Annotated in this window: 15 protein-coding genes; 10 read left to right on the top strand and 5 right to left on the bottom strand. The window is 74.6% G+C overall.

Annotated elements, in window-relative coordinates:
* Nucleotides 1-5: 5 nt before the first annotated feature.
* Nucleotides 6-326, top strand: a complete 321-nt coding sequence (gene fdxA, locus AB0H53_RS00850) for a ferredoxin (protein WP_362105054.1) — start codon at nucleotides 6-8, stop codon at nucleotides 324-326.
* Between the two features lie 85 nt (nucleotides 327-411).
* Nucleotides 412-1,506, top strand: coding sequence for a bifunctional succinyldiaminopimelate transaminase/glutamate-prephenate aminotransferase (locus AB0H53_RS00855; RefSeq protein ID WP_362105057.1), 1,095 nt, complete (start codon nucleotides 412-414; stop codon nucleotides 1,504-1,506).
* Between the two features lie 78 nt (nucleotides 1,507-1,584).
* Here the strand turns inward: AB0H53_RS00855 and AB0H53_RS00860 are convergent, their stop codons facing one another.
* Both AB0H53_RS00860 and AB0H53_RS00865 read right to left on the bottom strand, forming a co-directional pair.
* Nucleotides 1,585-2,004 (bottom strand): ATP-binding protein, encoded by a 420-nt coding sequence (locus AB0H53_RS00860; protein ID WP_362105060.1) that lies wholly within the window; start codon nucleotides 2,002-2,004, stop codon nucleotides 1,585-1,587.
* Nucleotides 2,005-2,340: 336 nt separating this feature from the next.
* Nucleotides 2,341-3,255, bottom strand: coding sequence for a hypothetical protein (locus tag AB0H53_RS00865; protein WP_362105062.1), 915 nt, complete (start codon nucleotides 3,253-3,255; stop codon nucleotides 2,341-2,343).
* A 40-nt stretch (nucleotides 3,256-3,295) separates the two neighbouring features.
* Here AB0H53_RS00865 and dapE point away from each other — a divergent pair, with 40 nt between their 5' ends.
* Both dapE and AB0H53_RS00875 read left to right on the top strand, forming a co-directional pair.
* On the top strand, nucleotides 3,296-4,399 hold the full coding sequence (gene dapE / locus AB0H53_RS00870; RefSeq protein ID WP_362105065.1) for a succinyl-diaminopimelate desuccinylase: 1,104 nt from the start codon (nucleotides 3,296-3,298) through the stop codon (nucleotides 4,397-4,399).
* A 77-nt stretch (nucleotides 4,400-4,476) separates the two neighbouring features.
* Nucleotides 4,477-5,238, top strand: a complete 762-nt coding sequence (locus AB0H53_RS00875) for a TIGR00730 family Rossman fold protein (RefSeq protein ID WP_362105068.1) — start codon at nucleotides 4,477-4,479, stop codon at nucleotides 5,236-5,238.
* A gap of 123 nt (nucleotides 5,239-5,361) precedes the next feature.
* On the opposite strand, the gene folP is transcribed toward AB0H53_RS00875, so the two are convergent.
* Nucleotides 5,362-6,222 (bottom strand): dihydropteroate synthase, encoded by an 861-nt coding sequence (folP, locus tag AB0H53_RS00880; RefSeq protein ID WP_362105071.1) that lies wholly within the window; start codon nucleotides 6,220-6,222, stop codon nucleotides 5,362-5,364.
* Nucleotides 6,223-6,322: 100 nt separating this feature from the next.
* Between folP and AB0H53_RS00885 the strand changes: the two genes are divergently transcribed.
* Both AB0H53_RS00885 and AB0H53_RS00890 read left to right on the top strand, forming a co-directional pair.
* Nucleotides 6,323-6,703 (top strand): hypothetical protein, encoded by a 381-nt coding sequence (locus AB0H53_RS00885; protein ID WP_362105074.1) that lies wholly within the window; start codon nucleotides 6,323-6,325, stop codon nucleotides 6,701-6,703.
* Between the two features lie 35 nt (nucleotides 6,704-6,738).
* Nucleotides 6,739-7,341: a DNA-3-methyladenine glycosylase I gene (locus AB0H53_RS00890; protein ID WP_362105622.1), complete on the top strand. Its 603-nt coding sequence runs from the start codon at nucleotides 6,739-6,741 to the stop codon at nucleotides 7,339-7,341.
* On the opposite strand, the gene AB0H53_RS00895 is transcribed toward AB0H53_RS00890, so the two are convergent.
* Nucleotides 7,326-8,126, bottom strand: a complete 801-nt coding sequence (locus AB0H53_RS00895; protein WP_362105076.1) for an enoyl-CoA hydratase-related protein — start codon at nucleotides 8,124-8,126, stop codon at nucleotides 7,326-7,328. The two genes, AB0H53_RS00890 and AB0H53_RS00895, sit on opposite strands and share 16 nt — an antisense overlap.
* 312 nt (nucleotides 8,127-8,438) lie before the next feature.
* Between AB0H53_RS00895 and AB0H53_RS00900 the strand changes: the two genes are divergently transcribed.
* Nucleotides 8,439-8,606, top strand: a complete 168-nt coding sequence (locus AB0H53_RS00900) for a DUF3117 domain-containing protein (RefSeq protein WP_003966491.1) — start codon at nucleotides 8,439-8,441, stop codon at nucleotides 8,604-8,606.
* Between the two features lie 167 nt (nucleotides 8,607-8,773).
* Here the strand turns inward: AB0H53_RS00900 and AB0H53_RS00905 are convergent, their stop codons facing one another.
* The gene (locus tag AB0H53_RS00905) at nucleotides 8,774-9,442 is read right to left on the bottom strand and encodes an O-methyltransferase (RefSeq protein WP_362105079.1); all 669 of its coding nucleotides are present in this window, start codon (nucleotides 9,440-9,442) and stop codon (nucleotides 8,774-8,776) included.
* A 144-nt stretch (nucleotides 9,443-9,586) separates the two neighbouring features.
* On the opposite strand from AB0H53_RS00905, the gene sigE reads away from it, so the two are divergent.
* The 3 genes from sigE (at nucleotide 9,587) to AB0H53_RS00920 (ending at nucleotide 13,228) form a co-directional block, all read left to right on the top strand.
* Entirely contained in the window at nucleotides 9,587-10,348 is a 762-nt protein-coding gene (gene sigE, locus AB0H53_RS00910) for an RNA polymerase sigma factor SigE (RefSeq protein ID WP_362105082.1), read from the top strand.
* Nucleotides 10,345-11,352, top strand: coding sequence for an anti-sigma factor (locus AB0H53_RS00915; protein ID WP_362105085.1), 1,008 nt, complete (start codon nucleotides 10,345-10,347; stop codon nucleotides 11,350-11,352). Before sigE ends, AB0H53_RS00915 begins: the two co-directional genes overlap by 4 nt.
* A 91-nt stretch (nucleotides 11,353-11,443) precedes the next feature.
* The gene (locus AB0H53_RS00920; RefSeq protein ID WP_362105088.1) at nucleotides 11,444-13,228 is read left to right on the top strand and encodes a trypsin-like peptidase domain-containing protein; all 1,785 of its coding nucleotides are present in this window, start codon (nucleotides 11,444-11,446) and stop codon (nucleotides 13,226-13,228) included.
* Nucleotides 13,229-13,264: the final 36 nt, after the last annotated feature.

Below are 13,264 nucleotides of genomic sequence, written 5' to 3' on the forward strand. Positions count from 1 at the left end.
ACAGCGTGACCTACGTCATCGCGCAGCCTTGTGTCGACGTCAAGGACAAGGCGTGCATCGAGGAGTGCCCCGTCGACTGCATCTACGAGGGCTCCCGGTCCTTGTACATCCACCCGGACGAATGCGTCGACTGCGGGGCCTGTGAGCCGGTCTGCCCGGTCGAGGCGATCTTCTACGAGGACGACACTCCGGAGGAGTGGAAGGACTACTACAAGGCGAACGTCGAGTTCTTCGACGAGCTCGGTTCGCCCGGTGGTGCCTCCAAGCTCGGCCTGATCGAGCGCGACCACCCCTTCATCGCCGCTCTGCCGCCGCAGAACGCCTGATCGCGCACCCTCGGTCCCGTACGGCCCCGCCGCTGTACGGGGCCGAGGTGTCTGCCCCTCCGCAGCAGAAAGAGAGCCCCGCGCCGTGTCCCCCGTCTCCGCACGTCTCCCCGTCTTCCCCTGGGACAAGCTCGAGCCCTACAAGAAGACGGCCGCGGCCCACCCGGACGGCATCGTCGACCTGTCCGTCGGCACGCCGGTGGACCCGGTGCCCGAGCTGATCCGGCGGGCGCTGGTCGCCGCGGCCGACTCGCCGGGCTATCCGACGGTGTGGGGCACCGCCGAGCTGCGCGACGCGCTCACCGGCTGGTGCGAGCGGCGGCTGGGCGCGCGCGGCTTCGCGCACACCAACGTGCTGCCGGTGGTCGGCTCGAAGGAGCTGGTCGCCTGGCTGCCCACCCAGCTCGGCCTGGGCGCGGGCGACAGGGTCGCGTACCCCCGGCTCGCCTACCCGACGTACGAGGTCGGCGCGCGGCTGTGCGGCGCGGAGCCGGTGGTCTACGACGACCCCACCGAGCTCGACCCGGCCGGGCTGCGGCTGCTCTGGCTGAACTCGCCGTCCAACCCCACCGGCAAGGTCCTCGCCAAGGAGGAGCTGATCCGGATCGTCGCCTGGGCGCGCCGGCACGGCGTCCTGCTCTTCAGCGACGAGTGCTACCTGGAGCTGGGGTGGGAGGCCGACCCCGTCTCGGTACTGCACCCGGACGTGTGCGGCGGTTCGTACGAGGGGATCGTCGCCGTCCACTCGCTGTCCAAGCGCTCCAACCTGGCCGGCTACCGCGCCGCGTTCATCGCGGGAGACCCGGACGTCCTCGGCGAGCTGCTGCGGATCCGCAAGCACGGCGGCATGATGACGCCCGCCCCGGTGCAGGCCGCCACGGTCGCCGCGCTGGGCGACGACGCCCATGTGGCCGAGCAGCGGGCGCGGTACGCCGGCCGGCGGGCGGCGCTGCGCGGGGCGCTGGAGTCGCACGGGTTCCGCATCGAGCACAGCGAGGCCAGCCTCTACCTGTGGGCCACCCGCGACGAGCCCTGCTGGGACACCGTGGCGCACCTGGCTGAGCTGGGCGTCCTGGTGGCACCGGGCGACTTCTACGGCGAGGCGGGCCGGCGGTTCGTCCGGGTGGCCTTCACCGCCACCGACGAGCGGGTCGGGGCCGCGGTCAAGCGGCTGGGTTGACCGCCGGCGCGGCGGAACACGACGGGAGGGCCCGGGGGCGTGTGCTCCCCGGGCCCTCCCGTCGTGGCGTGCCGGCGGTCAGCCCAGCGGGCTCTTCACCGGGAGCTCGCCGGTCGCGGGCAGTCCGCCGCCCAGGGCTCCGGTGGCGCCGGCCCCGGCCGCCGCGCCGGCCGTCCGGCCGACGACCTCGCCGGCGCCGCCCGCCACGTCACCGGCGGCCCTCCCGGCCGCGGGGGCCGTGGCCTCCCCCACCTTGTTCACGACCGGGGCGGCCTTGTCGAGCGCCGTGCCGGTGCGGGCGCCGGCGGCGGTGTGCGAGGCGCTGTCGACGGCGCCGCCGAGGACGGCGGTGTCGGGGGCGGTCAGGGTGCCACCGAGGTCGGGGCTCTTGGGCAGGTCCACGGCGCTCGCGGAGCCGGCCGCACCGACCACAGGGGCTGCGCCCGCTGCGAGCAGCAGCGCGGCACGGGCGATCCGACGGCTCAGGGGGAGGGACATGATGCTCCTTCGACGGGATTCGACCACGTCCGCCCAGGCGCGGCGGAGGAGGTCGTCGACTGTGGTGCCTGTCCGACGATCGGACGCTGTGACAACCGGTCGAAGGGCGGGGGAGGTTGCGGTGAGCCGAGGTAAAGAGTAGGCAATGCGTCGCATTATCGGCCTGCCGCAAATCCGGGCAAACAAACCGGCCCGGCATCGGCTGGGGAACCGTCACTGCCCAGGGGCCGCAAGGGGCGTGGGAAAGGAGCGCGAAGCCCCGCGGGGCGCTGTCGCGGCGTTCCGCGCGGGACGCACCGGCCCCCCGGGAGGGTGAACCGCCGTACGGCTGCCCGGTTACGGCGCGACGCGCATCCGGACCGCCCCGGTGTCCGTCCCGCCGCCCGGCCGCCAGCCGTCCTCCGACGCGTCGGCGCGCCACACGCGACCGGCGTACGACACCTCGGCGATCCCCAGGCCGTCCGCCCGCGCCACCGCCCACTGCGCCAGCTCCCAGCCGCGCCGCGGAGCGCCGCCCGCGCTCCCGGGTCCGGCCGTCTCCACGGCCGCCGGTACCGGTACGGACAGCCGCCCGGCCCCGGCGGGGGCCCCGGCGGCCGCCGGGGCCCCCGGCAGCACACCCTGGCCGAACGAGCGCACCAGTTCGGCACGCACCTTCGCCGGGTCGCCGGCCCGCCGCGGCGCGTTCCCGGTGACGCAGGTCAGCGAGGCGGGCGCGCGGCCGGTGAGGGCGGCGGCGAGCAGTGAGGCGTCCGGCTCGTGCTTGGCGTACGCCTGCGGGAAGCCGCTGCGCTGGACGCGCTGCGCGGCGACGGTCAGCGGCAGGCGCGAGTAGCCGGGCACCTGCGCCAGGTGCTCGTAGAAGCGGCTCGCCGAGAAGACCGGGTCCATGATCTGCGCCTCGGTGCCCCAGCCCTGCGAGGGGCGCTGCTGGAACAGCCCGAGCGAGTCCCGGTCGCCGTGCGCGATGTTGCGCAGCGCGGACTCCTGCAGGGCGGTCGCCAGGGCGATGGTGACGGCACGCTCCGGCATGCCGCGCGTGGTGCCGACGGCGGAGATCGTCGCCGCGTTCGCGGCCTGCTCGGGGGACAGCTCGTACCGTGCGCTCCCGCTGCCCACGGTGCAGCGCGGGACGTGGCCGCCCGTCACGTACTGCACCGCCACATACGCGATCAACGCCAGGAGCACGGCGAAGGCGGCCGCGATCCTGACGCGGCGGCCGCGACGGAGGGGGGTGGCGGGTTCGGACACGGGGCCAACCGTACTGGAGGCCCGCGTTAGGCTCGGGACCATGTCCGACACCACGCTCGACAGCACGCCGCAGCCCGCGCTGGACCTCAGCCAGGACGCCCCCTCGCTCACCGCCGCCCTGGTGGACTTCCCGTCCGTCAGCGGCACCGAGAAGCCTCTCGCGGACGCGATCGAGCAGGCGCTGCGCACCCTCCCGCACCTCAGGGTGGACCGGCACGGCAACAACGTGGTGGCCCGCACCGAACTGGGCCGGGCCGAGCGGGTGGTCCTGGCCGGCCACATCGACACCGTGCCGATCGCCGACAACGTGCCCTCCCGGCTGGACGGCGACGGCGTGCTGTGGGGCTGCGGCACGTCGGACATGAAGTCGGGCGTCGCCGTCCAGTTGCGCATCGCCGCCACCGTGCCCGAGCCCAACCGGGACCTCACCTTCGTGTTCTACGACAACGAAGAGGTCGCCGCACACCTCAACGGTCTCGGGCATGTGGCCGACGCACACCCCGACTGGCTGGCCGGCGACTTCGCCGTCCTCCTCGAACCGTCCGACGCCGAGGTCGAGGGCGGCTGCCAGGGCACGCTGCGGGTCCACCTCCGGCTGGAGGGGGAGCGGGCCCACTCGGCGCGGAGCTGGATGGGGTCCAACGCCATCCACGCCGCCGCGCCGGTGCTGGCCCGGCTGGCCGCCTACGAGCCGCGCCGGCCGGTGATCGACGGGCTGGAGTACCACGAGGGGCTGAACGCCGTCGGCATCGAGGGCGGCGTCGCCACCAACGTCATCCCCGACGAGTGCACCGTGGTCGTCAACTACCGCTACGCGCCCGACCGCTCCATGGCCGAGGCCGAGGCGCACGTCCGCGAGGTGTTCGCGGACTGCGGCGTGGCCGAGTTCGTGGTGGCCGACCACACCGGAGGGGCGCTGCCCGGCCTCTCCCACCCGGCCGCGGCGGCCTTCATGGCGGCGGTCGGCGGCAGGGCCCGGCCCAAGTTCGGCTGGACGGACGTGTCCCGGTTCAGCGCGCTGGGCGTGCCGGCCGTCAACTACGGACCGGGTGACCCGCTGGTCGCGCACAAGCGGGACGAGCGGGTGGCCGTGGAGAGGATCACCCACTGCGAGCGGCGACTGTACGACTGGCTCACTGCCTGACCACCGTAATTTCGCCATTCGTCATGTCCGGCGACCTACCCTGAGCGGGAAACGATGTTCAGCGGAGGGAGCAGGTCATGGGCAACCCCGAGGCCGAGGCCGAAGGACTGCGAGCGCTGGCCGAGCAGCGGCTGGGGCCGGTACTGCGCCGCAGGGAGCAGGTACAGCCCGGTACCACCGATCAGCGGCTGCTGGACACCGCGGGCGACTCCGAGTGGGTGCACACCGACCCCTGGCGGGTCATGCGCATCCAGTCGGAGTTCGTGGAGGGGTTCGGCGCGCTGGCCGAACTGCCCAGCGCCATCAGCGTCTTCGGCTCGGCCCGCACCAAGGCGGGCACGCCGGAGTACGAGGCGGGTGTACGCATCGGCAAGGCCCTGGTCGAGGCCGGCTTCGCGGTGATCACGGGCGGCGGCCCGGGCGCCATGGAGGCCGCCAACAAGGGCGCGCGGGAGGCCAAGGGCGTCTCGGTCGGGCTGGGCATCGAGCTCCCCTTCGAGCAGGGCCTGAACCCGCACGTCGACATCGGCGTGAACTTCCGCTACTTCTTCGTGCGCAAGACGATGTTCGTGAAGTACGCGCAGGGGTTCGTGGTCCTGCCGGGCGGACTGGGGACCCTGGACGAGCTGTTCGAGGCGCTCACCCTGGTGCAGACCCAGAAGGTCACCCGCTTCCCGATCGTGCTGTTCGGCACGGAGTACTGGAGGGGCCTGGTCGACTGGCTGCGCGGCACGGTGGTCGCGCAGGGCAAGGCGTCGGACCGGGACCTGCTGCTCTTCCACGTCACGGACGACGTCGAGGAAGCGGTGGCCCTGGTCACCAAGGAAACCGGCCACTGAGCCACGCCGGGGCCGGGCGGCGGGCCCGGCCCCGGCCGAAGGCACTCCGGTCCGGGCCGGGACGGCCCGCCCCGCCGCCCCCGGGACCGGCGGACGTCCCGGCCCGGCGGACCGCCCCGGCGCTCACGCCAGGCCCCGGCGGGCGACCGACGGGGGGCGGTGGCCGGCGATGGACGCGACCATGTCCAGGACCTGCCGGGTCTCGGCCACCTCGTGGACGCGGTAGACCCGCGCGCCCAGCCACGCCGACACCGCCGTCGTCGCCAGGGTGCCCAGCACCCGTTCCTTCACCGGCTTGTCGAGGGTCTCGCCGACGAAGTCCTTGTTGGACAGGGACACCAGCACCGGCCAGCCCGTCGCCGTCATCTCGCCCAGCCTGCGGGTGGCTTCCAGGCTGTGCCGGGTGTTCTTGCCGAAGTCGTGACCCGGGTCGATCATGATTCCGTCGCGGCGCACCCCCAGCTCCACGGCCCGCTCGGCCAGCCCCACCGTCACCCGCAGGATGTCGGCCACGACGTCCTCGTACGCCACCCGGTGCGGGCGGGTGCGCGGCTCCGCGCCGCCCGCGTGCGTGCACACCAGCCCCGCCCCGTAGCGCGCGGCGACCTCCGCCAGCCTCGGGTCGACCCCGCCCCACGCGTCGTTGAGCAGGTCCGCGCCCGCCTCGCAGACCGCCTCGCCGACCTCGTGCCGCCAGGTGTCGACACTGATCACCACGTCCGGGTGCCGCCGGCGGACCTCGGCGACGAAACCGACCGTGCGGCGTGCCTCCTCCTCGGCCGTCACCTCCTCCCCGGGACCGGCCTTGACCCCGCCGACGTCGATGATGGCGGCGCCCTCCGCCACCGCCTGCTCGACACGGGCGAGCGCCGGCTCGTCGCGGAACGTGGCGCCCTGGTCGTAGAAGGAGTCCGGGGTCCGGTTCACGATCGCCATGATCACCGGCTCGTGCGCGTCGAATTCACGCCGTCCCAAGCGCAGCATCCCTTATGTCCTCCTCGCGTTCGTCGCCTGCGACCTTAACCGCCGACGGCTCATGGCACGATCGGCAGCGGACGTTTTCCGCTCCCGGGAGAGGCACGCTGTGTTCTGGTTCTTGCTGATCGCGATGGTCGTGGTGGTCGCCGCGGTCACCCTCGCGGTGGTCGGCGGCGGGGAGAGCGACGTACTCCCCGAGGCGGCACCCGAGGAGCTGGTGGACCCGCTGCCGCCGACCCGGCCCGTGGGCCGCGCCGACATCGAGGCGCTGCGGCTGCCGCTGGCCCCCCGGGGCTACCGGATGGCGGACGTGGACGACGTACTGAGCAGGCTGGGCGCCGAGCTCGCCGAGCGCGACGCGCGGATCGCGGAGCTGGAGGCCGCCCTGGCCGGCGCGCAGGCGACGGCGGTCGGCGGGGCCGACCTGTTCGACAAGCCGGCCGGCCGCCGGGGCGACGACCGCCAGGACGAGGAGCCCGGGCAGTGACGGCCCCGGTGCCCGGCGGGCCGGTGCCCGAACCCGTGCCGGGGGCGGCCGTGCCCGGCCCGGACGGCCGGCCGCGCTGCCCGTGGGGCCTGTCCACCGAGGACTACGTGCGCTACCACGACGAGGAGTGGGGCCGCCCGGTCCACGGCGACGACGCCCTGTTCGAACGCCTCTGCCTGGAGGCGTTCCAGTCGGGCCTGTCCTGGCTCACCGTCCTGCGCCGCCGGGAGGGCTTCCGCCGGGCCTTCGCGGGCTTCCGGATCGACGCGGTCGCCGCGTTCACCGACGCCGACCGGGAACGGCTCCTGGCCGACGCCGGGATCATCCGCAACCGCGCCAAGATCGAGGCGTGCCTGGCCAACGCGCGGATGGTGGCCGGCTGGGCCCCCGGTGAGCTGGACGCGCTGATCTGGTCGTACGCCCCCGACCCCGCCGCCCGGCCGGCCCCCCGCACGGTCGCCGAGGTACCGGCGGTCACCGACGAGTCGGCGGCCCTGGCGAAGGAGCTGCGCCGCCGCGGCCTGCGGTTCGTCGGCCCCACCACCGCCTACGCGCTGATGCAGGCCTGTGGCCTTGTCGACGACCACCTGGCGGACTGCGTGGCGCGCGGCGGCCGGCTCGGTCAGCGCCCCACGTAGCGGGGCTTCTCCTTGGCGAGGAACGCCTCGACCGCGATCGCGTGGTCCTGCGACGCGCCCGCCCTGGTCTGGAGCTCGTCCTCCTTCTCCAGCGCCTCGTCCAGGGTGTGGCCGGCGCCGTACGCCAGGGACTCCTTCAGCGCCGCGTACGCCAGCGTCGGCCCCGCCGCCAGGGCACGGGCCACCGCCGCCGCCTCGGCGGCCAGCTCCCCCGCCGGCACCAGCTTGTTCGCGATGCCCAGCTCGTACGCCTCCCGCGCGGGGATCGAGCGGGGGAAGAACAGCAGGTCGGCGGCGCGGCCCGGACCGACCACCCGGGGCAGCGTCCAGGAGACGCCCGAGTCGGCGGTCAGCGCCACCCCGGCGAAGGAGGTGTTGAACGCGGCGGTGTCCGCGACGACCCGGTAGTCGGCCGCCAGCGCGAAGCCGAAGCCGGCGCCCGCCGCCACACCGTTCACCCCGGCCACCACCGGCTTGGGCATCCCGGTGATCGTCCGGAGGATCGGGTTGTAGTGCTCACGCACGGTGGTCATGGTCCGGCCCGTGCCCGCCTCCCGGTCAGCGGCCAGTGAGGAGACGTGTTCCTTGAGATCCTGGCCGACGCAGAAGGCACGCCCGATCGCGGTCAGCAGCACGGCCCGTACGGCGGTGTCGTCGCCCGCCGCGCGCAGCGCGTCCCGCAGGGCCTCCTTCGCCTCGGTGTTCATCGCGTTCATGGCCTCGGGACGGTTGATCGTGATCGTCGCGAGCCCGTCGCTCACCTCGTACAACACGGTGTCGGCCATGGGCAGGTCCCTTCAGGGCTCCGGGGATGGTGTCCCGCCCAGCATGGCGGAGATCGCCGGACGGGGACATGTGACCTGCGTCAAAGAATCCGGGGCCGCGCGGGCACCTGCGGCGGCGAAGTATCGCAGGCGGATCGCCGAAATAGACGGTTTTGCGGAAGCGCGTTGCACAAGCGATGCAGCCTGATGTTGGTCATCGGCTCATGCCATGCGGGATAATGACCTCGAAGCGATGTGTTCGATGCCGGTGACGTGTGCCCATCCAGAGGGCCGTCGGCTGACGATGAGCTGGTTTCAGGAAGGGGAACGAGCATGGCGGCCATGAAGCCGCGGACGGGCGACGGCCCGCTCGAGGTGACCAAGGAGGGGCGGGGCATTGTCATGCGGGTTCCGCTCGAAGGCGGCGGTCGGCTTGTCGTCGAGCTGACCCCGGACGAGGCCGACGCGCTCGGCGACGCGCTGAAGAAGGTCGTCGGCTGACGCGGCACTGCCCACAGTTTTTCCCTGCGAGGGCCCCGGCCCGGTCTCACGACCGGGCCGGGGCCCTTCGCCTTCCGCGCGGCGAACCCGCCGAGCGGGGAGTGACAAGCCGGTGGCGCGAGCCGCGAGAGGGGGCCGGTGGCGGGCGGCCCGGTGCGGGTCTCGCCTCAGGCGCCGCGCCGCACGGCGCACAGCAGCCCGTCGCCCACCGGCAGCAGCGACGGCAGCAGCTCCTCGCTCTCGCGCACCGTCCGCAGCAGCTCCCGCAGGCGCAGCACCTCGGGCGGCTGGGCCGCCGAGTCGACGGTGCGGCCGTCGGCGAAGACGCCCTCGAAGCAGACCAGCCCGCCGGGCCGCAGAAGACGCAACGATTCGGCGAGGTACTCCAGGGACTCGGTGCGGTCCCCGTCGCAGAAGACCAGGTCGTACCCGCCGTCCGCGAGGCGGGGCAGGACGTCCAGGGCGCGGCCGGGGATGAAGCGCGCCCGGTTGCCCGCGAAGCCCGCCGCCCGGAAGGCCTGCCGGGCGAACTGCTGGCGCTCCGGCTCGGTGTCCACCGTGGTCAGCACGCCGTCGGGCCGCATCCCGTGCAGCAAATAGATGCCCGACACGCCCGTGCCGGTACCGATCTCGGCCACCGCTTTCGCGTCCGCCGTGGCCGCCAGCAGTCGCAGCGCGGCGCCGGTACCTGGCGACACCGAGGGCAGCCCTGCCTCCCGGGCCCGATCCCTGGCCCAGCGCAGCGCTTCGTCCTCGGCGACAAAGGCGTCGGCGAACGCCCAGCTCGTCTGCCGGTTGGCGGTAATGACCCTCTCCTGTCCCCGTAGTTGGCGCAACGGTGACTGTATCCGCTCGGAGTCGGGAACCCGCAGATGGGACCGGGCGTTATGAAGGGGCAGGGGGAGTACATGGATCAAGACCGGAAGCCGGTCCCAAATTCGCGTAAAGATTCTTATCCGGAGCTAACGGGCGAGGTGGCTATGGTAGGGGCTCCACTGGACACCACCAGAGCCAACAGGGGAGGTGCGGCTGCGCCTGTGGATCGGGGAGGAGTGCTGCGGCGCCTTCTCAGGTCGGCGGGTGAGCCGAAATCCGTGACCGACACCGCTGACAGTTCTCGCGCCGCCGACTTCGCACCCACCACCGCGACCTTCGCCCCGGATGCGGATTCGCAGGCGTGGACTCCGCCCAGCTGGGAGGAGATCGTCAGCACGCACAGTGGCCGGGTCTACCGCCTCGCGTACCGCCTGACCGGCAACCAGCACGACGCCGAGGACCTCACCCAGGAGGTCTTCGTCCGCGTCTTCCGCTCCCTGTCGACCTACACGCCCGGGACGTTCGAGGGCTGGCTCCACCGCATCACCACCAACCTCTTCCTGGACATGGTCCGCCGCAAGCAGCGCATCCGGTTCGACGCGCTCGGCGACGACGCGGCGGAGCGGCTGCCCAGCCGCGAGCCCTCCCCGCAGCAGGCCTTCCACGACACCCACTTCGACGCCGACGTCCAGCAGGCGCTGGACACCCTCGCGCCCGAGTTCCGGGCGGCGGTGGTGCTGTGCGACATCGAAGGGCTCTCGTACGAGGAGATCGCCGCGACCCTCGGCGTCAAGCTGGGCACCGTCCGCAGCCGTATCCACCGGGGCCGCTCCCACCTGCGCAAGGCCCTCAAGCACCGATCGCCCGAGGCCCGGGCCGAGCAGCGCGTGTTCGTGGCCGTGGGCGGGGAGGGCGGGCCCGCGTGACTGGCACAGGTCCGACCCCCGCGGAACAGCACCTGGGGGACCGTCTCGCTGCCCTGGTGGACGGCGAGCTCGGCCATGACGCCCGTGAGCGGGTCCTCGCCCACCTGGCGACCTGCGCCAAGTGCAAGGCCGAGGCCGACGCCCAGCGGCGGCTGAAGAACGTCTTCGCCCAGGCCGCTCCGCCTCCGCCGTCCGAGGGGTTCCTCGCCCGTCTCCAGGGGCTGCCCGGGGGCGCGGCGACGGGAGCCGACGACGACCGGGCAGGCCCCTTCGGCCCCGGTGGCCCCGGAGCCGGGCGGTTCGGCCCCGGGCGGTCCGGACCGCAGCGGCCGGCCGGCGGCGTGTTCGCGGTGACGTCCGGTGCGTACGGGCCGGTGCCGCCCGCCGGTGCCGGCGGCCCGGTGCTGCCCGGCGGCCGGGGCGCGGGCTTCCGGATCCACGAGGTGACGCGGCAGGGAGCCGAGCGCTCGGCATGGCGCGGGCGGCGGTTCGCGTTCGCCGCCGCCAGCGCGGTCTCGTTCGCCGCCATCGCGCTGGGCGGTGCCCTGCCGACGGTCGCCACGGTCGACGCCCGGGGCGAGGGCAGCGGCAGCAACGTCACCCCGCTGCGCGCCCCCGGCCAGGCACCGTCCGCCACGGACGGCAGCCGCCGCCGCGGCTCGGGCGGCGGTCCGGTCCGCTCCGGCGAGAGACCGGCCGCCGCGCCGCTCTCCGGCATGCCGGTCCACCTGCGGCAGTCGGCCGCCCACCCCTTCCTGCCCGCGTCGCCGCTGAGCGCGCTCGGCGCGCTGAACGCCCGCGGCGCCCACCACGGCGCGACCGCCCCGTACGCCGTGGGCACGCCCGGCGGGCTCGGCGGCGCGGCGCACACACCGCTGATACGCCCCACGGGACCGGCCCTGCGCTTCGCCACCGCCTCGGGGCCCGCCCCGGTCGGCGGGCTGTCGCCGACGCACCTGGCCGTCCCGACCGCGAGCACCCTGCCGCTCAGCGCCCGGCGCTGACGAGGCCCCCTGCGCCGGGTCGCCGGACCTGGTTGAATCCTCGGGCAGGGGCGCCCCGCGGGGGCGCGGACCGGCGAGTTGCGGGGAGAGCATGAACGACGGGAAGCCCACCGGCCCGAAGCCCAAGTGGTGGAGCCGGCCCACGCGCCCGGACGCGGCACCGGAGGCCCCGGCCCCGGACCCCGGCCCGGCCCGCGGGCCCGCCGCTCCCCAGGCGCCCGCCGAGCCGCCGGGCACCGCCCCCGCGCCCCGGCGGCCGTTGCACGAGCCCGACGAGTACAGCACCCCGCCGTACGGTGAGCCCGGGCCCTGGGCCCCCGCCCCACCCGTGCAGCGACCGGTGCCCCAGGCCGCCACCCCGCCGCACGGCACCACCGCCCCGGCCGACGGGTACGGCACCACCGCCCCGGCCGCTCCGCCGGCCCTTGCCACCCCGCCGCACGGCACCGCGGCCCCGGGGGTACCGGCCGGCGGGTACGGCACCGCCCCGGCCGAGGGGTACGGCACCGCCCGCCCGCCCGTGCCCGTGCCCGCGCCCGCCGCCCCACCGCGCGTCAGCGCCCCGGCGCCGGCGGCCGAGCAGTCCCCTCCCGCGCCCGCCCACGGCTCGCCCACCGGTCCGGTCCCGCCGCCACCAGCGCCGCGGCTCCCGGCGGCCGCGCCGGCTTCCCAGTGGCTCCAGTACGACCCGTGGCGCGGCCCGGGCGTCCAGCAGCCGCTGAGCCACCCCGGGGAGCCCCTCGACGCGGGCCGTACCGTCGCGAGGCGGCGACGGCGCGGGCTGGGGCTCGTCGGGGCACTGGTGTTCGCGCTGCTCACCGGGGTACTGGGCGGCGGCGTCGGCGCCTACATCGAGCGCAACGGGGGTCTGACCACCGTCGAGCTGCCGCAGGCCGGCCGGGAGGACACCGCCCGCGCCCCCGACAGCGTCGCCGGGATCGCCGCCAGCGCGCTGCCCAGCGTGGTGACCATCCATGTCAGCGGCGGTGGCGAGCAGGGCACCGGCACCGGCTTCGTCCTCGACCGGCGCGGGCACATCCTCACCAACCACCATGTGGTCGACCCGGCGGGCAGCTCCGGGGCCATCACCGTCACCTTCAGCGGCGGCGAGACGGCCCGCGCCGAGCTCGTCGGCAAGGACAGCGGCTACGACCTCGCGGTCGTCCGGGTGAGTGGCGTGTCCAACCTGAGGCCGCTGCCGCTGGGCAACTCCGACAACGTCCGTGTCGGGGACCCCGTCGTGGCCATCGGGGCGCCCTTCGACCTCCAGAACACCGTCACCTCCGGGATCATCAGCGCCAAGGAGCGGCCCATCACGGCCGGGGGCGACAAGGAGGACGGCAGCGACATCAGCTATGTCGACGCCCTGCAGACCGACGCACCGATAAACCCCGGCAACTCGGGCGGCCCGCTGGTCGACTCCAGGGCACGCGCCATCGGCATCAACAGCGCCATCCGCGCCGCCGGCGGCGGCACCGGGCCGGAGGGCGGCCAGGCGGGCTCCATAGGGCTCGGTTTCGCGATCCCCATCAACCAGGGCAAGCGGGTCGCCGAGGAGCTCATCAACACCGGCCGGGCGACCCACCCCGTCATCGGGGTCAGCCTCGACATGAAGTACCCCGGCGACGGGGCGAAGGTCGGCGACAAGGCCCAGGACGGCAGCGCCTCGGTCATCCCCGGCGGTCCGGCGGCCAAGGCCGGTGTCCGGCCCGGTGACGTCATCGTCAAGGTCGACGGGCAGCGGGTGCACAGTGGCGAGGAGTTGATCGTCAAGATCCGCGCCCACCGCCCCGGCGACCGGCTGCGGCTGACCCTGGAGCGCGGCGGCAGGGAGCAGACCAGGACCCTGACCCTCGGCTCCTCCGCGCGTGGCTGAACGGCGCCGCCGAACGGCCGGGGGCCCACCCGGAGG

Source organism: Streptomyces sp. NPDC050856 (assembly GCF_040653855.1).
Classification (GTDB): domain Bacteria; phylum Actinomycetota; class Actinomycetes; order Streptomycetales; family Streptomycetaceae; genus Streptomyces.